At 71.6% G+C, this 17,728-nt stretch carries 16 protein-coding genes; 8 read left to right on the top strand and 8 right to left on the bottom strand.

The annotated features are described in order from the left end of the window. Positions 1-31 precede the first annotated feature (31 nt). Positions 32-910 (top strand): CPBP family intramembrane glutamic endopeptidase, encoded by an 879-nt coding sequence (locus EDF33_RS17205; protein ID WP_165918863.1) that lies wholly within the window; start codon positions 32-34, stop codon positions 908-910. 68 nt (positions 911-978) lie between these two features. On the opposite strand, the gene EDF33_RS17200 is transcribed toward EDF33_RS17205, so the two are convergent. Further along, positions 979-1,791 (bottom strand): methyltransferase domain-containing protein, encoded by an 813-nt coding sequence (locus EDF33_RS17200; RefSeq protein WP_132100689.1) that lies wholly within the window; start codon positions 1,789-1,791, stop codon positions 979-981. A gap of 2 nt (positions 1,792-1,793) precedes the next feature. Beyond that, positions 1,794-2,591 (bottom strand): HAD-IIA family hydrolase, encoded by a 798-nt coding sequence (locus EDF33_RS17195; RefSeq protein WP_111086157.1) that lies wholly within the window; start codon positions 2,589-2,591, stop codon positions 1,794-1,796. A gap of 182 nt (positions 2,592-2,773) precedes the next feature. On the opposite strand from EDF33_RS17195, the gene EDF33_RS17190 reads away from it, so the two are divergent. From EDF33_RS17190 to EDF33_RS17175, 3 genes are all read left to right on the top strand, one after another. Beyond that, positions 2,774-3,469 (top strand): TetR/AcrR family transcriptional regulator C-terminal domain-containing protein, encoded by a 696-nt coding sequence (locus tag EDF33_RS17190; protein WP_132100688.1) that lies wholly within the window; start codon positions 2,774-2,776, stop codon positions 3,467-3,469. 365 nt (positions 3,470-3,834) lie between these two features. Continuing rightward, positions 3,835-4,701, top strand: a complete 867-nt coding sequence (locus EDF33_RS17180; protein WP_131881173.1) for a hypothetical protein — start codon at positions 3,835-3,837, stop codon at positions 4,699-4,701. An 87-nt stretch (positions 4,702-4,788) separates the two neighbouring features. Next, positions 4,789-5,436 carry a TrmH family RNA methyltransferase gene (locus tag EDF33_RS17175; RefSeq protein ID WP_123672028.1) on the top strand — a complete coding sequence of 216 codons (648 nt, stop codon included), beginning with the start codon at positions 4,789-4,791 and terminating at the stop codon, positions 5,434-5,436. Positions 5,437-5,527: 91 nt separating this feature from the next. On the opposite strand, the gene EDF33_RS17170 is transcribed toward EDF33_RS17175, so the two are convergent. Further along, a complete protein-coding gene (locus EDF33_RS17170; protein ID WP_131881171.1) occupies positions 5,528-6,523 on the bottom strand; it encodes a LacI family DNA-binding transcriptional regulator in 996 nt (331 codons plus the stop codon). Between the two features lie 507 nt (positions 6,524-7,030). On the opposite strand from EDF33_RS17170, the gene EDF33_RS17165 reads away from it, so the two are divergent. Both EDF33_RS17165 and EDF33_RS17160 read left to right on the top strand, forming a co-directional pair. Then, the gene (locus EDF33_RS17165) at positions 7,031-7,684 is read left to right on the top strand and encodes a DUF559 domain-containing protein (protein ID WP_131881169.1); all 654 of its coding nucleotides are present in this window, start codon (positions 7,031-7,033) and stop codon (positions 7,682-7,684) included. 10 nt (positions 7,685-7,694) lie between these two features. Continuing rightward, positions 7,695-8,498 carry an NAD(P)-dependent oxidoreductase gene (locus EDF33_RS17160; RefSeq protein WP_207906718.1) on the top strand — a complete coding sequence of 268 codons (804 nt, stop codon included), beginning with the start codon at positions 7,695-7,697 and terminating at the stop codon, positions 8,496-8,498. A 98-nt stretch (positions 8,499-8,596) separates the two neighbouring features. Here the strand turns inward: EDF33_RS17160 and EDF33_RS17155 are convergent, their stop codons facing one another. From EDF33_RS17155 to EDF33_RS17145, 3 genes are read right to left on the bottom strand one after another with little or no spacing between them, the layout of a single operon-like run. After that, positions 8,597-10,831 carry a YhgE/Pip domain-containing protein gene (locus EDF33_RS17155; RefSeq protein ID WP_132100687.1) on the bottom strand — a complete coding sequence of 745 codons (2,235 nt, stop codon included), beginning with the start codon at positions 10,829-10,831 and terminating at the stop codon, positions 8,597-8,599. After that, positions 10,828-11,589 carry a hypothetical protein gene (locus EDF33_RS17150; RefSeq protein WP_132100686.1) on the bottom strand — a complete coding sequence of 254 codons (762 nt, stop codon included), beginning with the start codon at positions 11,587-11,589 and terminating at the stop codon, positions 10,828-10,830. Before EDF33_RS17150 ends, EDF33_RS17155 begins: the two co-directional genes overlap by 4 nt. After that, a complete protein-coding gene (locus tag EDF33_RS17145) occupies positions 11,586-12,251 on the bottom strand; it encodes a TetR/AcrR family transcriptional regulator (protein ID WP_132100685.1) in 666 nt (221 codons plus the stop codon). The genes EDF33_RS17150 and EDF33_RS17145 overlap by 4 nt, the downstream gene beginning before the upstream one ends. Positions 12,252-12,412: 161 nt before the next feature. On the opposite strand from EDF33_RS17145, the gene EDF33_RS17140 reads away from it, so the two are divergent. Both EDF33_RS17140 and EDF33_RS20275 read left to right on the top strand, forming a co-directional pair. Beyond that, entirely contained in the window at positions 12,413-16,087 is a 3,675-nt protein-coding gene (locus EDF33_RS17140) for a S8 family serine peptidase (protein WP_165918862.1), read from the top strand. A 175-nt stretch (positions 16,088-16,262) separates the two neighbouring features. Further along, positions 16,263-16,427, top strand: a complete 165-nt coding sequence (locus tag EDF33_RS20275) for a hypothetical protein (protein ID WP_159573348.1) — start codon at positions 16,263-16,265, stop codon at positions 16,425-16,427. 87 nt (positions 16,428-16,514) lie between these two features. Here EDF33_RS20275 and EDF33_RS17135 read toward each other — a convergent pair whose 3' ends face one another. Together EDF33_RS17135 and EDF33_RS17130 are read right to left on the bottom strand one after the other, a co-directional pair. After that, positions 16,515-16,688, bottom strand: a complete 174-nt coding sequence (locus EDF33_RS17135; RefSeq protein WP_123293590.1) for an antitoxin — start codon at positions 16,686-16,688, stop codon at positions 16,515-16,517. A 106-nt stretch (positions 16,689-16,794) separates the two neighbouring features. After that, positions 16,795-17,676 carry a L,D-transpeptidase gene (locus EDF33_RS17130; protein ID WP_123293843.1) on the bottom strand — a complete coding sequence of 294 codons (882 nt, stop codon included), beginning with the start codon at positions 17,674-17,676 and terminating at the stop codon, positions 16,795-16,797. Positions 17,677-17,728 lie beyond the last annotated feature (52 nt).

Genomic DNA, 17,728 nt, shown 5'->3' with positions numbered 1-17,728 from the left:
AATCGTACGGCTGCACTGGTACAACCGGGACGTGCACCAACCCCGTCGTCGCCGCTGGCCGGTCCCGCCCTCGCTGCTCATCGGCCTCGCGCCCCTCGTGGTCTTCGCGGCGATCAGCGCGTGGCGGTCACGGCCGAGCGACGACTACCCGACGCTCGGCCAGACGGTCGACAGCGTCGTCCGCGCCCTGGTGATCCCCGAGGGCATCGCCGCCGTCGCGCTCGCCGTGGTCGTCACCGGGCTCGGGTGGTGGCGGATCGCGACCGTCGACCGCACCCGGACGCCGCTGCGCTGGTCCGCGCTCGCCCCGGCGCTGGTGCTCGTGGTGTGCCTGGTGCGGCTGCCCCTGATCGACTGGACGGCGCTGCCCGCGCACTACTTCCTGCTGCTCACCGTCGGGGTGCTGTTCGTCGGGGTGTTCGAGGAGCTGATGGCCCGGGGCATGCTCCTGGTCGGCCTCCGTCGCCGGGTGCCCGAGTTCGGGGTGTGGGCGCTGTCGTGCGTGCTGTTCGGGCTGCTGCACCTGCTCAACGCGCTCGCCGGTGCCGGGATCGGACCGACGATGATCCAGGTCGTGTTCGCGGCGTCGTTCGGTTCCACGCTGTACGTCGCACGACGGGTGACTGGTTCGCTGCTCGTCCCGGTGCTGCTGCACGCGTTCTGGGACTTCGGGTCGATCGGGTACTCCGCGACCGCTGACCCATCGGACACGGGTCGCGTCGTGGTGCTCGGCCTGATCGGGCTGTTCTCGTTCGCCGTCCTCGGCTTCGGGATCGTCGCCGGCGGCATGGTCGCGTGGCGCGACGACCGGCCGCGTCGCCTGGCGAAGCGGTGGCGTTCCGTGCCGCCGATGGCGGCCTTCGCCCTGGAGGCCCGTGGCGACCTGGCAGCGCCGACCCCGGCCCGGTAGCGGCCCGGCTCCAGAGCCGGGCGCGCGGGCGCGCGGGCGCGCGCAGCAGCGCCCGGTGGCGCGGGCCGTCAGGGCTTGCGACCGACCGCGAAGACCCGACGGAACGGGTACACCGTGCCGTGGGCGCTCGCCGGGTACGCCTCGCGCAGCGCCACCCGGTACCGCTCGACGTACTCCGCCGTCAGCGCACCGCTCGGGTCGGCGGCGTCGAGGGCAGCCAGTGCCGGTCGCAGCCCGGTGCCGCGCACCCAGTCGAGCACCGGATCCTCTCCCGGCAGCAGCTGCGCGTAAGTCGTCTCCCAGGCGCGGGCCGCGAACCCGGCGTCGAGCATGATGCCGAGGTAGCCGGCGGGGTCGAGCACCGGGTCCTCGCGCAGCACGCCGTCGAGCGCTGACGCCCAAGGACCGGAGGCTCCGATCGACCGCATCAAGGCGTGCGACGGGGACCCGAAGTTGCCCGGCACCTGCATCGCGAACCACGATCCGGACGGCATCGCGTCGAGCCACCGCGGCAGCAGCTCCACGTGCGACCGTACCCACTGCAGCGCCGCGTTCGTCACGACCACGTCGTCGGTCGGCCCGGGCGTCCAGTCCTCGATCGCACCGAGCTCGAACGACAGGTTCGGCAGGCCCGCCAGAGCGGGGTCGGCCGCAGCCGACGCGAGCATCTCCGCCGAGCTGTCGATCCCGACCACCGGCGACGAAGGCCACCGCGCTGCCAGCGTGGCGGTGAGGGACCCGGGACCGCAGCCCAGGTCGACGACGCGACGCGGGGCCTCCCGTCCATCGTCCGCTGGCCACGCGACCTGTGCGACCAGGTCGTGGAACGGACGCCCGCGGTCGTCCGCGAACGCGGCGTACCGCGACGGGTCCCAGCGCATCGCTACAGCTCGACCTCGAAGGGGGCGGTGCGCACGAGTTCGTGCACGCCGGAGATGACCTCGCTCGGACGGAACGGGTAGCGGTCGATCTCGGCCTGGTCGCTGATGCCCGTCATCACGAGGACGGTGTGCAGCCCCGCCTCGATGCCGGCCTGCACGTCGGTGTCCATCCGGTCGCCGATCATGCCGGTGTTCTCGGAGTGCGCGCCGATGCGGTTCATCGCCGAGCGGAACATCATCGGGTTCGGCTTACCGACCACGTACGGCTGCTTGCCGGTGGCCTTCTCGATCATCGCGGCGATCGCGCCCGTGGCGGGCAGGACGCCCTCGGCCGACGGGCCGGTGGCGTCGGGGTTGGTGACGATGAAGCGGGCGCCGTCGCGGATCAGGCGGACGGCCTTGGTGATCGCCTCGAACGAGTAGTTGCGGGTCTCGCCGACGACGACGTAGTCGGGGGCGGTCTCGGTCATGATGAACCCGGCTTCGTGCAGGGCGGTGGTCATGCCGGCCTCGCCGATGACGAACGCGGAGCCGCCGGGCATCTGGGACTTGCAGAAGTCGGCGGTGGCGAGGGCGCTCGTCCAGATGCGCTCCTCGGGGACGTGCAGGCCCGAGCTCCGGAGCCGGGCGCTGAGGTCACGCGGCGTGAAGATCGAGTTGTTCGTCAGGACGAGGAACTCGGTGCCCTCGTCTAGCCACTGCTGGATGAGCTCGGGGGCACCGGGGAGGGCCTGGTTCTCGTGGACGAGCACGCCGTCCATGTCGGTCAGCCAGCACTCGACGTCGTCGCGGGTCGCCATGGGCTCACCCTACTGCGCACGGCCGACGGGCCGGCCCGTCGGCCGGGTTCCTTCGAAGGGGCCGGGAGGCGCGGATCGGCTCTTGCGCGTCGCCTCCGGACCCGAGATGGTCGAGTCACCGAACGCCACTCGGCTTTGCCCTAGGCTTTTCGGGACACGTACCGAATCAAGGAGAACCCGCCGTGCTCGTCGAACCCGGATCCCCGACCGCCACGCCCCGCCCCGCTGCGGTGCCGGACCTGGAAACGGCTCCCGATCTGGTCGAGGCGACACCGCGACGACGACGGGGCCGGCCCAACGTCCTGAGCCGCGAGCAGGTGATCGACGCCGCGACGGCGATCGCGAACGAGGACGGCCTCGACCGCCTGTCGTTCCGTGCGCTCGGGGTGCGGCTCGGCGTCGCGCCGATGACCGTGCACCGGACCATCGGCGGCCTCGACGACCTGCACGGTGAACTCGTCCGTCGCACGGTCGACGAGTTCACCGCCACCTTCGTCTGGCCGGACGAGTGGCACGCCGTGGTGCGCACCTTCGCCACGACGTTCCGCGACCTGATGCGCACCCACCCCCTGGTGCTCGAGTCGCACAGCCGGCGCGGGGCCCTGGTGTCCACCGAGTCCGACGCCGTCGTGGCGAAGGTCGTCGGGGCGCTCCGCTCCGCCGGGCTGGCCGATGCCGAGGCGATGTACGCGTTCTTCGTCGTGTACGACTTCGTGGTCGGGCACACCTCGGTGGAGATCGGGCGGGGCGACGCCGAGGCCGGACGCCCCGAGCGGCACGCGCTCGTCGGAGAGCTCCTGGGGGAGCACTCGTACGACGCACGCTTCGCGCTCGGGCTCGACGTCCTCGTCGCCGGGATCGAATCGCGCGTCCGCTGAATTTCGGTACGCTTCCCAACAAAAAAAGATGTGAGATACCGTCTTTCACGATGTCCACTCAGTACCAATCCCCACAGTCTTCCGTTCCGCAGCCCTACGGTTCCGTCCCGCACCGCACGAACACCCTCGCGATCATCTCGCTCGTCGCGGCGTTCGTCGCACCGCTGATCGGGTTCATCCTCGGTCTCGTCGCGATGTCGCAGGCGCGCAGACGATCCGAGGGGGCCGCGGCCTCGCGCTCGCCGCGGTCATCGTCGGTGGGGTGGTCACGCTGCTGTACATCGGGCTGTTCGTGACGATCGCGGTCCTCGCGGCGAACGCCCCCGATCCGACGTACTCGTACTGACCGACCACGCACGTCGATCATGAGCACCACCGATCCGGCCGCCGCCCTCCGTGCGAAGGCCGCCGCGCAGCAGGGCAGCGCCCGTGCACTCGTCCTGACGATCGTGTGGGCGGCGCTCCTGCTCGCCGTCGGCGTCGTCGCCGGGTACGCGCTCGGGTCCGTCCTCGGCACCATCCGGGACATGACCGTCAACAGCGTGTTCTCGGACACGCCGGACCCGGAGTACCCGTGGTGGGCGATGCCCGTCGCGGTCACGGGGTCGATCGTCACGCTGGGCATGTACTCGAAGTGGAACCACCGCTTCGCAGGCCGGGCGTCGGAGTTCGTCGGGGTGGGACCGGTGAGCATCTGGCTCGTCGGCGCCGCAGCCGGGCTCTGGTGGACGACCGCGACGCAGTGGGCGCCCGTCGACCGCGTCGGGACCACCGTCGACCCGGCGTTCGGCCGCGACGAAGTCTGGGGCATCGGCGGCTGGATCTGGTACGCCGCTGCGTGGTGGATCCCCGCACTGGTCACCGCGCTGGCGCTGGTCGCCCTGATCGGCGGGACGGTTGCACGCCGCGGGCAGGGCGGCCGACGCGGTCGGCTCGAACAGCTGCTGCGTGCGGGACGCCGGGTCGACGGGATCGTCACCGCGGTCAGCGGCTCGACCGCCCACGACGCCTCCTTCACGCTGCTGCGCTGGACCTTCACGTTCACGGACCTCCAGGGACAACAGCGCTGGGTCGACCGGACCGAAGGGTTCCGCGACGGAACCGGCCCGGTGCTCGGAGCGACCGTCGTCGTCGTGTTCGACCCGACCCGTCCGAGTGATCGGAAGCGCATCTTCGCGGCGACCAACGCCGGTGCCGTTCCGGAGGACTTCCTCCGCCCGGGTACGCAGTGACACCGTGACGCGGCGGGCGTTCGGCTGGAACACGGTCGTGGGACTCGCGCCGACCGGCCCGGTTCGCCGCGGCTCTACCCTGGAGGCGTGACCGACGAGCCCGCCCCGACGCACGAACTGACGACGAACGGCGTCGGCCCGCACCCGGAGCCCTGGCCGGACGACCCACGGCTCGACCCGGAGCTGCTGGCAGCGGGGGACTCGCGGAACGTGCTCGACCACTTCCGGTACTGGTCGATGGACGCCATCGTCGCCGAGCTCGACACCCGCCGGCACGCGTTCGACGTGGCGATCGAGAACTGGCAGCACGACCTGAACATCGGGTCGATCGTGCGGAGCGCCAACGCGTTCCTGGCCGGCACGGTGCACATCATCGGGCGGCGGCGCTGGAACAAGCGCGGCGCGATGGTGACCGACCGGTACCAGCACGTCCGGTACCACCCCGACGTGCAGGCGTTCCTGGCCGCGATGGCCGAGGAGCAGCGCCCGGTGATCGCGATCGACAACACCCCTGGCGCCGATCGCATCGAGACCGCGGCGATCCCGGAGCGGTGCGTGTTCCTGTTCGGCCAGGAGGGCCCCGGGCTCACCGACGAAGCGGTGGCCGGGGCGTCCGGGCACCTGGAGATCACGCAGTTCGGGTCGACGCGGAGCATCAACGCCTCGGCGGCGGCTGCGATCGTCATGCACAGCTGGATCGTGCAGCACGCGGCGCCTGCCGACGCGACTTCGTGAGCAGAAATGGTCGGGTACGGGCCCTGGACCCGACCATTTCTGCTCACGAGGCGGGCGTGACGGACGCGGGACGGGCCTCCCGTCAGCCGCGTCAGCGCGGGGCGGTCGTGCGGCGAGCGACCAGGCGGGGCTCGACCAGGGACTCGGTGGCGGCCAGCCCCGGGTCGGCGATGCGGGCGAGCAGGCGCTCGCCGGCGCCGCGGCCGATCTCGACGCTGCGATCGTCGATGCTCGTCAGGCCGACGTAGCGCGTGGCGGCGACGGGGGTGTCGTCGTAGCCGATGACGGAGACGTCCTCGGGGACCCGGAGTCCGCGTTCGGCGAGTTCGGACAGTGCTCCGAGGGCCATCACGTCGTTGGCGGCGAACACCGCGGTGACGTCGGGGTGGTCGTCGAGCAGGGCGCCGAGGGCGCGGGATCCGGCCTCTTCGGTGGGTTCGCCGGGCAGGACCACGACGGCGGGACTTGCACCCGCACTGGCCGCGACGGTTGCCTCGAACCCGGCGCGACGTTCCTTCGACGCCGCCGAGCTCGCCCCCACGAAGCCGAGCCGCGTGTGGCCCAGCGCGAGCAGGTGCTCCGCGGCCATCCCGCCGCCGGCCCGGTCGTCGTTCGCCACGGTGTCCGCGCGGGGGATCGACACGCGCCCGCCGGCGATGACGACCGGCATCGAGGCCGGGATCGCCAGGTCGGTGTCGGGTTCGCCGGCGATGACGATGCCCTCGACGCGCATGGACAGGAAGCCCTCGACCGGCGAGGCGTCGAGCCCCGTGTTCAGGAACCGGTCCGCGACGACGAGACGGTGGCCCTGGTCCTGCAGGGCCTCGCGCAGCCCGGTGAGCAGGTCGACGAACCACTGGTTCCGGAAGTCGTCGAGGACCACGCCGACGGTGCGGCTGCGGGTGCCGGCGAGGGACACCGCGGCAGTGGATGGCCGGTAGTCGAGCTCCTGGATCGCCGTGAGCACGGCGGCCCGGCGCTGGTCACTCACCCGGGGGGAGCGCTGCAGCACCAGGGAGACGAGGGACTTCGAGACCCCGGCGCGCGCGGCGACGTCGTAGATGGTCGCGGGTTTGCCGTCTCCCATGATGCGCTTCGACCTCCGTTGGTTCGTCCGTCGATCGTAGCGGTTGACGTGACATGCGCGGGGTGGGGGGTGGGGCGCGGTGCGCGGGGGCGGTGGTCGGTGCGCTTCGTGAGCAGAAATGGTCGGGTCCGTGGTGCTGACTCGACCATTTCTGCTCACGATGTGCGCGTGGTCACTCCTCCACACGGGAGGCCCGGGGCACGTTGTGCACGGAAGGTGCGTTCGCGCGTGTGGACCTTGCGCCGGGGCGCGAGTGTGGACGGCATGCGAGCACGCCCACTTCCACCCCGGCTCCGGTACCGATCGTTCGACGTCAGGGCCGCCGACCGTGCGGGTGTCAGCCGCCAACGACTCCGACGGCGAGACCTGGTCCGGCCGACCCGATCGATCCGCTGGGCGCGGGGACGCCCACCCGACGGCGTCGAACGGATCCGGGCATTCCGCTCGATCCTGCTGCCCGGACAGTTCGTCAGCCACCTCTCGGCAGCTGTGTTGTGGGAGCTGCCGGTGCCCGTCGGTGCCACAGGGCCGGTGCACATCACGAGTCCCATCCCTGCCGCCCAACCGCGCCGGACCGGGGTCGTCGGACACCGCATCACCGCCGACCGGGCTGCCGTCGCCGAGCGCTGGGGGATGCCCGTGAGCACCCCGGCGGCGCTGTGGGTCGACTGCGGTGCGCTCCTGAGCATCGACCAGCTCGTTGCACTGGGCGATGCGATCGTCACGATCCGGCGGTGTGCCACGACGATCGACGACCTGCGCGGAGCGCTCGACCGGGCCGGGGCGCGCGCAGGAGTCCGGAAGCTGCGGGTGGTGCTCGAGCTCGTGCGGGTCGGTGCGGGCTCGCCGCGGGAGACCCTGGCGCGACTGACGATCGTGCGCGCCGGATTGCCCGAGCCGGAGCTGCAGGTCGACGTGCTCGACGAGGCCGGGCGCTTCGTGGGGCGCGTCGACATGGCGTACCCGGAGCAGCGCATCGTCATCGAGTACGAGGGGGACCAGCACCGGACCGACGCCGAGCAATGGGGTCGTGATCTGCGGCGCTACCGCGATCTCGAACAGCTCGGCTGGGCGGTCGTGCGGTGGACGAAGTCCGACCTGGGCGTGCACGCGGCGGGCGCCGTGGACCACCTGAGGGAACTGCTCGCGCGCCGGGGGTAGCGTCCGCCGCATGGCGACGCTGCTCATCACCGGGGCCGCAGGACGCATCGGGGCGGCTCTCCGGTCCAGGCTCCTGGCGGCCGGACACGACCTCGTCCTGCTCGACGAACGGACGCCCGACGACCCGGTCGTCGCCGGGGAGCGGTTCGTCTCCGGCTCGGTGAACGACCCCGCTGCGCTGGACGACGCGCTCGCCGGGGTCGACACCGTGGTGCACCTGGCCGGTATCCCGACCGAGGCCGCGTGGGACGACCTGCTCGAGGCGAACCTGACCGGCACGAAGAACGTGCTCGAGCGTGCGGCAGCGAACGGTGTGCTCCGGGTGCTGCTCGCGAGCTCGATCCACGCGGTCGGCCGGGTTCCCGAGCCGCTCGACGAACCGGGCAGCGTGCCGGGCGACCGACTGCCGCGGCCGGACACCTACTACGGCGTGACGAAGGCGGCGATGGAACTGCTCGGCAGCCTGTTCGCCGACCGGTACGACATGTCGATCGTCTCGGCGCGCATCGGGGCGTTCGGGGAGCACCCGTCGTCGTCGCGAGCGCTCCTGATGTGGAGCTCGTCCGACGACCTGGCGCGCCTGGTGCTCGCGACCGTCGACCTGCGCGAACCGGGGCACCACGTCGTGTGGGCGCTGTCGCGGAACACCGGCTCGCCCGCCGACCTGACCGCCGGGGAGCGCATCGGCTTCGTCCCGCGCGACGACGCGTCCCGGGCGCTCGACCCCGACGCTCGGGCGGACCTGCCGCCGGAGGACCTGCGGTTCCTCGGCGGCGAGATGGTGTCGTTGCCCCTCGGGCGCAGTACTTCGTGAGCAGAAATGGTCGGGTGGCCTGACGCCACCCGACCATTTCTGCTCACCATGCGAACGCCCGACCCGCGACGCGACGCTGCCGCGCCCCCGCGCCCCCGCTACCCGATCAGGCTCGGGCGCAGGTCGCGCAGCGTGCGGGAGCGGGTCTGCCGCGCCGTGACCACGAAGGACACGAGCAGCGCCCCGAGCAGCCAGCAGAGCAGCACGCCCGCGTCGGACCACGCGGCGCCGAGGTTCCCGCCGTACATCGTCTGCCGGATCGCGTCGACCGAGTACGTCATCGGCAGCGCGAAGTGCAGCGCTGCCAACGGTCCGGGCAGCGTCTGCCACGGGAACGTGCCGCCAGCGGTGACGAGCTGCACGAGCATGAGCACCAGGCCGAGGAACTGCCCCACCGACCCGAGCAGCACGTTGAGTGCCATGATGATCGCCGCGAAGGTCGCCGAGGCCAGCACCATGATCCCGATCGTGCCGCCCACGTGCACCACGTTCAGGTCGAGGGCGAAGCGCACGATGAAGAACAGCGCGACCATCTGCACCAGGCCGAGCAGCGCCGGGGTCAGCCAGCCGCCGAACACGACCGCGAGGGGCTTCCGCACCGCGGTGATCGCCCGCTTCGAGATCGGCTTGAGGATGAGGAACAGCGCGTACATGCCGATCCAGGCTGCGAGCGAGATGAAGAACGGCGCGAGGCCGGCGCCGTAGTTCGACGCCGCGGCGACGTTGTCGTCCCCGACCTTCACCGGGTCGGAGATGACCGAGGCCTGCGACTCCCGCTCCGAGGCGTTCGACGCGGGGATCTTCGTGCGGCCCTCGTCGAGCGACGCGGCGAGCTTCGACGACCCGGTCTTGAGCTTGTCCAAGCCGGAGACGAGCGACGAAGCACCCTTGTCGGCGGACGCTGCGCCCGTGGCGAGCGACGAAGCACCTGACGACAGCGTGGGTGCGGCGGACGCGAGCGCAGACGTACCGTCTGCGACCTTCGCGGCACCCGTCGAGAGCGTCGACGCCCCGTCCGCCGCCGACGAGATGCCCGAGGTCAGTGTCGGCGCCGCGGCGGCCAGCTTCGACGTCCCGGCGGCGAGCGTGTCGGAGCCGTCGGAGAGCTGCTGGATGCCACTCGTCAGCGACGGAGCCTTCTCGGCGAGCTGCGACGCTCCGGCGGACACCTGCGCGCTGCCGGTCTTGAGCTTCTGCAGGTTGCCGGACAGCGCTCCGGCACCGGTGCCGAGATCGGCACTGCCGGCCTGCAGGTCGTCGAGCCCGTCGAGCAGCTGGGTCTTCTGCTCCGCGGTGAGCACCGTCGACGCCTGCACGACGGGCTTCAGCGACGCGACGAGTTCCGGCGACTGCGCCGAGAGCTGCTGGACACCCGCGATGAACGGTGCGGCCTCGTCGGCCAGCGTGGCGTTCCCGGTGGCGACCTGCGACGCACCACTGGACAGGCGCGCAGAGTCGGAGGGAAGCGAAGCCGTCTGGTCGCGGAGCTGGTGCAGCCCGGTCTGCAGCTGCTGCGCCCCACTGTTCAACTGCTGCGTCTGCGACGGCAGCGCCGCCGTCTGCTGCTGCGCACTCGCCAGGCCCGAGGCGAGCGTGGAAGCACCCGACGCAACCTGCTGCGCCCCGCTGTCCAGCTGCTGGGTCTGGGACGGCAACGACGCCGTGCCGGACGCGAGCTCCGCTGCGCCGGACGACAGCTTGCCGGTGCCGTCCGCCAGCTTGCGAGCCCCCGAGTCCGCCTTCGCGGTGCCGGAGGCGAGCTGGTCGGCACCGTCCACGGCGTCGCCGAGGCTGTCGCGGACGTCGGCGAGACCGACGAGCAGGGTCTTCGCCGCCTGCTTGCCGACGCGCTCGGCGACGGCGGTGCGCATGGTCTTGCCGGCCTGCTCGGCGATGGTCGAGGCCAGGTACGAGTTCGTGTCGGCCGTCGTCATGACGAGCTTCGCCTGCGTCGGGTCGTCGGACTGCGCGGACACCAGGTGCTCGGAGAAGTCGTGCGGGATCGTGACGACGAAGTCGTAGGTGCCGTTCCGCACGCCGGAGCGGGCGTCGGCGGCGGTCGTCTTCGTCCACTTGAAGTCGGCGCCGTCGATCGCCTCCTTGGTGACGTCGGTGCCGTAGTCGACCTGGTCGCCGTCGAGGGTGGCCCCGGCGTCGAGGTTGACGATCGCCGCCGGGATCTGGTCGAGCTTGGCGTACGGGTCGCGGTTCGCCCACAGGTACGCGCCGCCGTACAGCAGCGGCACGATCATCAGGGCGATGAACGCCAGTCGTGCGAGCGGGGTCGCGGTGAGTCGCGCCAGTTCGGCGCGGACGAGCGAGGTGGTGGTCACGGGGTTGCCTCCGTCGGGACGGTTGCGGATTCTGCGGTGACGGAAGGGCCGGACGGGAGGCCCGGCTCGGTTCCGCCGGACAGGGCCGCGTCGTCGGGACCCTCGGTCTGGAGCGCGACGTGCGTCGCGGCGTCGTCGTGCGTCTGGACGGTTTCGGTCGTGTCGAGCAGCGTCTCGACGGTCGCGGCTGCGGCCTTCGAGGTGACCAGCACGATGGTCACGCCGCGTCGAGCGACGTCGCGGAGGACCGCGAACCACTCCTCGACGGCGCCGCCGTGCCGCTCGGGCGAGGTGACGACGAGGCCGGTCACGCCGTCGCGGAGCAGGGCGAGCTCGACGAGCAGTCGGACGCGCACGGCGGTCGGCACCCGCTGGACCGGGGTGTCCGCGTAGTGCCCCAGGCCGAGCTCCTCGAGCACGGTGTCGACGTGGTCGCGCGAGGGGCGCTGGGCGGCGAACGCGAGCTCCTCGCGCACGATCTGCTTGACGGTCATCACGGGGAAGGGCTCGGCGACGCCCGGGGTGTCGACGAGGGCGAAGGCGCGGCGCACGGCGGCGGCGTCCTCGTGCCCGTCGAGCAGCAGCCGCCCGGTGTCGGGCTGCATCCGGCCGCCGGCGACGAGCGAGGCGAGCACGGGGGCCTGCTCGGTCTCGACGGCGACGACCCCGGGGTGTCCGGGCGCGGCGACGGCGGAGACGACGGGCAGTGCCGCGCCGGGCTCCTCGCCGATGCCGACGTGGTCCAGTTCGAGCGTCATGCGGGGTCCTTCACGGGGGAGACAGCGGAGCCGGTGGCCGCGGCCGCGGGTTCGGACAGCAGTGCGGTGCGCCAGTCGATGCCGGCCATGCCGAGCGCCGACAGCACCACCATGCGCCGTCCGGCCTCGTCCGGGGTGCCCGACCGGGTCGCCTCGTCGAGGACGGCGATGCACGCACCCTCGACCAGACGCCCGAGGGTGGCCGGGTCGACGTCGTCGCGCATGGCGCCCTCGGCGATCCCGAGGGCGCACGCCTGACGGACCTGGGCGCGCAGGGGTGCGAACACCTCGGCGACGGGCTCGGCGAACGGGCTGCGCACGGCGACCCGGGCCATGGACCGGACGTGCGAGACCTCGGTCCAGAGGGTCACGGCGATCGCGGCGAGCCGGGCGGCCGGCGGCAGCTCCTGCAGGTCCGAGGTGGTCGGCATGGCCGCGGCGATGCGAGCGGCGCCGGAGGTCACGACCTCGCGCACGAGGTCGTCACGTGACGGGAAATGTCCGTACACCGCGCGGCGCGAGAGTCCGGCGGCCGCGGCGATCGTCTCGATGGAGGCGTCCGGATCGCGCTGCAGGCAGGTCCGTGCTGCGTCGAGGAGGGCTGCCCGGTTCTCGGTCGCGTCGCGGCGGGGTGCGCGTGCGGGGTGGGGAGCAGTGGTCACGAACCTCATCGTAATAACGTGCACACGTGTGTGCAACTTAACAGGAAGACCGGCCCTCGAACGGGGGTGTCCCCCAAAGTGCGGACTGCCCTTTCTGAATGTAAGCGCATAACTTCACAGCAATCTCATGCGAACCACGGACTGAGCCTGGAGTGCCCTCTTTGAACCGTGCAACACCGAACCACGACCCGAACCCGACCCCGAACTCCCATCGCATCGCACGCGTCCTGACCGCCGGCATCGCCGCCGTGGCCCTGACGTGCGGCGGCCTCGCAGTCGGGGGCGCGGCCTCCGCAGCTCCGGCCGGGGTGTCGGTGGCCGACCTGAAGCTCTCCGCACCACTGCGCGACGCCAAGCCCACCAAGACCGTCGCCGCCTTCGTGCGCACGACCGGCCAGGGTGCCCTCGAGGTGGACGCGAACGCGAAGGGCGGTGACCTGACCAAGTCCAAGACGCAGTCCTCGGCAGCGAAGAGCCGCGTCAAGGCGATCGAGTCGACGACCGCGGCCGTCCGCGCCGCCGTGAAGCGCTCCGACGCCGACTCCACCGAGCTCTACTCGACCGAGTACACCGTCCCCGGTGTCGCGGTCGTCGCCGACGTCTCCGCGCTGCAGGACATCGCGAAGCGTTCCGACGTCGAGAGCATCATCCCGCTCACGCCGAAGAAGATCGTCGAGCCGACGGTCAACGCCGACGCGAGCGCCGCACCGTCCGGTGTGGACCCGAGCCTCGTGAAGCCGGGCGCCGACGGCGTCTCGCCGAAGAACGCCGCGAGCGACGTCTACACGCGCTCGCTCAACGCCTGGCAGCAGACCGGCCACACCGGCAAGGACGTCAACGTCGCCGTCCTCGACACCGGCCTCGACTACACGCAGGCCGACTTCGGCGGCCCCGGCACCACCGCGGCCTACCAGCAGGCCCTGGCGAACGCGAGCTCCGGCGCCCCGGACCCCAGCCTGTACGACGCGTCGAAGTTCCTCGGCGGGTACGACTTCGCCGGCGCGACCTACAACGCCGACCCGACCGACCCGGCCTACGACCCGGTGCCGGCTCCGGACGACAACCCCATCGACGGCAAGGGCGGCGACCACGGCACGCACGTGTCCGGCTCGATCGCGGGCTACGGCCTGACCGCCGACAAGCAGCAGTTCGACGGCGACTACACGAAGCTCACCACGCAGCAGGTGCAGGACATGTGGATCGGTCCGGGCACCGCGCCCGAGGCCGGCCTCTACGCCCTCAAGGTGTTCGGTGACGGCGGCGGTTCGACCGACGTCACGGGCGCCGCGCTCGACTGGGTGGGCCAGGCGCTCACCGAGGGCAAGGACATCAACGTCCTGAACCTGTCGCTCGGCTCCGACTACGGCGCACCGGACGACCCCGACAACGCCAAGATCGACGCGCTGACCGCACGCGGGGTCCTGCCCGTGATCGCCTCGGGCAACGCCGACGACTTCACCGACATCGGTGGCTCGCCGGGCAACGCTGAGGGTGCGCTCACCGTCGCCGCGAGCGCCACCGGTCAGTCGCTCTACGACGGCGTGCAGGCCACGGCCCCCGCGAACGTCGCGAAGACCTACCGGTCGCAGTACTCGCAGAACTTCACGGGCACGCTGCCGGTCGAGGGTGACGTCGTCGTCCCGACCACGAACATCGACGGCTGCGCCGCGTTCAGCGCCGCCGACGCCGCGAAGATCGCGGGCAAGGTCGTCTGGCTGAAGTGGACGGACGGCGCACTCGAGTGCGGCTCCGGCGTGCGCTTCAACAACGTCCAGGCCGCCGGCGGCATCGGCGTCCTGCTCGCGGGCACGATCAACACCTTCGACTCGGGCATCGCCGGAAACGCGACCATCCCCGGAGCCGAGCTGACGCTGGACGCCGCCACGAGCCTCCAGGCAGCTGCCAAGGCGGGGACCCTGCACGTGCGCTTCGCGGACGAGCTCAAGGGCTTCGAACTCGCCACCGACCCGGAGGCCGTGAACACGCTCGCCGCGTTCACCAGCCGGGGCGTGCACGGGTCGTTCAACGACATCGTCAAGCCGGACATCGCCGGCCCCGGGGTCAACGTGATCTCGGCGGCCAACGGCACCGGTGACGGCCGCATGTCGATGAGCGGCACCTCGATGGCCACGCCGGACGTCGCGGGCATCGCGGCGCTGACGTTCCAGTCCCACCCGGAGTGGAGCGCCCCGCAGGTCAAGGCGGCGCTCATGAACACGGCGACGCACGACGTCAAGGACGGCTCGCGATCGGCGACCCTGCTCCGGCAGGGCACCGGTCGCGTCGACGCCCTGCAGGCCGTGACCGCCGGCACCACCGTCCGGAGCGTCGAGAACGACCTGCTCGTCACCGCCTCGTTCGGTGTCGTCGAGGTCTCGAGCGCGACGACCGAGAGCCGCACCCTGCAGATCGCGAACACCGACGGCGTCGCGCACACCTACGACGTGGCCTACCAGCCGCAGGTGTCGCAGCCCGGCGTGACGTTCGCGCTCAACACGAAGCGGGTCACCGTCCCGGCGAACCGCACCGCGACGGTGAAGCTCACCTTCTCGATCGCCGACCCGACGAAGCTCCGCCGCGTCATCGACCCCACCCAGGAGTCGGTGCAGCAGGGCTACCAGCGCGAGTTCGTCAGCGCCGCCTCGGGCATCGTGGCGTTCACGCCGACCGACACGACCGCGGTGCCGCTGCGCGTCGGTGCGTACCTCGCACCGAAGCCCGTCAGCTCCGTGCAGGGTCGCTCCACCGTCGCCTTCACCGGCCCGGGCAAGTCGGCCGACCTGACGCTCAAGGGGCGCACCGTCGACCAGGGCGGCCTGACGAGCGGCTACCACGCCGCCGTCGCACCGTTCGTGCTCGGCGGGACCGACCCGGTCGAGTCGTTCCCGGCGGGCTCGGCGAAGCGCTCGCTGCAGGCAGCGGACATCCGCTCCTACGGCGCGAGCTACGACAAGGCCTCGGACACGATCGCGTTCGGCATCCAGACGGCCGGTCCCGACGCCAACCCCGGCGCCGTGACCAACGTCGAGGTGCTCATCGACACGAACCGTGACGGCGAGCCCGACTACCTGGTCTACAACGCCAAGTCCGCCGCGGTGGACGCGACGTTCGCGACGACGATCGACCTGGCCAAGGCCGCGTCGGACGACCCGGACGTCGACCCGGTCGTCGACGTCCAGCCGCTGAACGGCGGGGCACCCGGCCAGGACGTCAACACCTTCGACAGCTCGGTGAAGGTGCTCACGACCACGGGTGCGCTGATCGGCGCGAAGGGCAAGTTCACCTACTCGGTCCTGACCGAGTCGGCGTACGCCCCGGGTGCCGCGACCACGGGTTCCTCCGTGGTGGACGAGACGAAGAGCGCCTCGTTCGACCCGTCGAAGCCGGCACTGTCCTTCGCGCAGGGCCGCAGCACCGGCGTCCTGTTCGCCGACTCCGGCGCCCTCCGGGTCACCCGAGCGTCGGGTGTCACGAAGGCCACCGTGCTGCTCCTGCACCTCGGCAACGCGTCGGGCAAGCAGGCCGGCACGTCGACCATCTCGGTGACCCCGCCCACGCTCGCGCTCGCCGCGGGCAGCAAGGTGACGGTCAGCGGGACGGCGAAGGTCGGCTCGAAGCTGTCGGCCAACCACGGCAAGTGGAGCACGACGAAGGCGACGTACAAGTACCAGTGGCTCCGCGACGGCAAGGTCGTCGGGAAGGCCACCGGTGCGACGTACAAGCTCGGCACGTCCGACGCGGGACACAAGTTCTCCGTCAAGGTGACCGCGCACGCCTCGGGCTACAAGGACGGAACCGCGACGTCCAAGTCGACCGCGAAGGTGTCGCGCAAGTAGTCGCCGCGAGCGCGTCCGCGCGCCGCACATGGTGAGCAGAAGATGTCGGGTCCCGCGTTCGGACCCGACATCTTCTGCTCACGAAGCAGGGCCGGGGCCGGGGACCGGGACCCCGGGAACGCGGAATCGGGACAGGTAGTTAGACAAACTAGTTATCGGGTGCCAGGGTTGCAGCATGCAGAACACGCTGAGCCAGCTCCGGGCCAACCCGACCGAGTGGCGCCGGCGGGGGCTCACCCCGCCCGACGTCGTCCAGGCGATGATCGAGCAGCGTCTCGCCGAGCCCGGGTACTCGCAGCCCGTCGGCGACCCGTCGTACCAGGACTTCTTCCGCGCCTGATCGCGGAACGCACGTCACATGCGGACGGGAGGCCCGGTGCCAGCTGGCACCGGGCCTTCCGTCCGTCACCAGGGTGCGTACCGGGCGTTACTCGCCGACCTTGTCGTCAGCCGCCTGCTGGGCCTTGTCGATCTGGTCGCCGTGGCCGCCGCCGGTCGCCTTGTCGGCCGCGTCGCCTGCCTTGTCGAGGCCGGCGTCGGACGCCTGCTCGCCCTTGTCGCTGTTCGCGAAGTCCTTGGCCTTGTCACCGAGGTCACTCATGTCGTGCTCCTTCCGATGGTGGATCTGACGGGTCCGACGGTGCTCCGGACTCACCGAGCGTCCACGCAGCCTGTGTGGTCCGGACGAGAGGTCGCGGTACCGGTGACTACGCGACCATCTGCACGACGGTGCCGAGCGGGAGTGCGTTGATCGCATCGACGGCATCACCGTCGAGGCGGACGCACCCGTGGGACACCGCTCCGCGGGCGACGGATTCGTAGTGCACGCCGATGAGCCCGCCGTCGTCACCGCCGAACGGCTCGTCCGCCGCTGCGGAGTGCAGCGTCGTCAGGTTGATCTGGTGCACCGTCTGGTCCTGGGCGGGATCCAGGTACCTCGCCTGGATGTAGCCGACGACACCGGTCGGGGTCGGAGTGTCCCCGGCACCGACGCCGGCCGGGAACTCGTGCACGACCTTGCCGCTCGCAGCGACGATCGACACGGTCTGGTCGCCGACGGAGATGACGACGTGGTCGTCGAGCGCGCCGCCCTGGTGCAGCAGGCCGCGGCGCATCCAGCCGGCGGTCTGGGCTGGAGCGCCGCCCGGTGCAGCTGACGGCAGTGCCTGTCGGCTCGGGGTCATGACGAGGGCCCAGTCGCCCTGGAACCGCAGCGGGACGACGACGGTGGGGTCGCCGAGGAAGTTCTCGGCTGTGAGTCTCGCGACCGGCTCGGTGCGGTCGTCGCCGTAGAGCGGCGCGTCGCGCTGGATCGTGTACGCGTGTCCTGCGGCCTCCGGGACGTCAGGGTCGTACGAGGGCAGGAGCCCGCCGATGACCGCGTCGTACCGGGCCTCGGGGAGTGCTGCGACCGTCTTCGTCGACGGTGCGCGGTAGGGCTCGGCGGACGCCGTCGGGGCCGCCGTGGCGGTACCCGTGCTGCTCGCAGCGGTCGGGGCGGGATCAGCGTGGCAGGACGCCAGGCCGAGCGAGAGCAGCACTCCGGCGGCGACGGCGAGGACGAGGCGAGCTGAGCGAGTTGCGTGCATGTGCGGATTCCGGGTCGGGACGGCGAACGGGGACGCGACGATCCGTCGCGCC

Origin of the sequence: Curtobacterium sp. PhB146 (assembly GCF_004342995.1) — a bacterium.
Lineage (GTDB): Bacteria > Actinomycetota > Actinomycetes > Actinomycetales > Microbacteriaceae > Curtobacterium.
The sequence above is the reverse complement of the archived record's forward strand: the minus strand, read 5'-3'. Positions and strand labels throughout refer to the sequence as shown.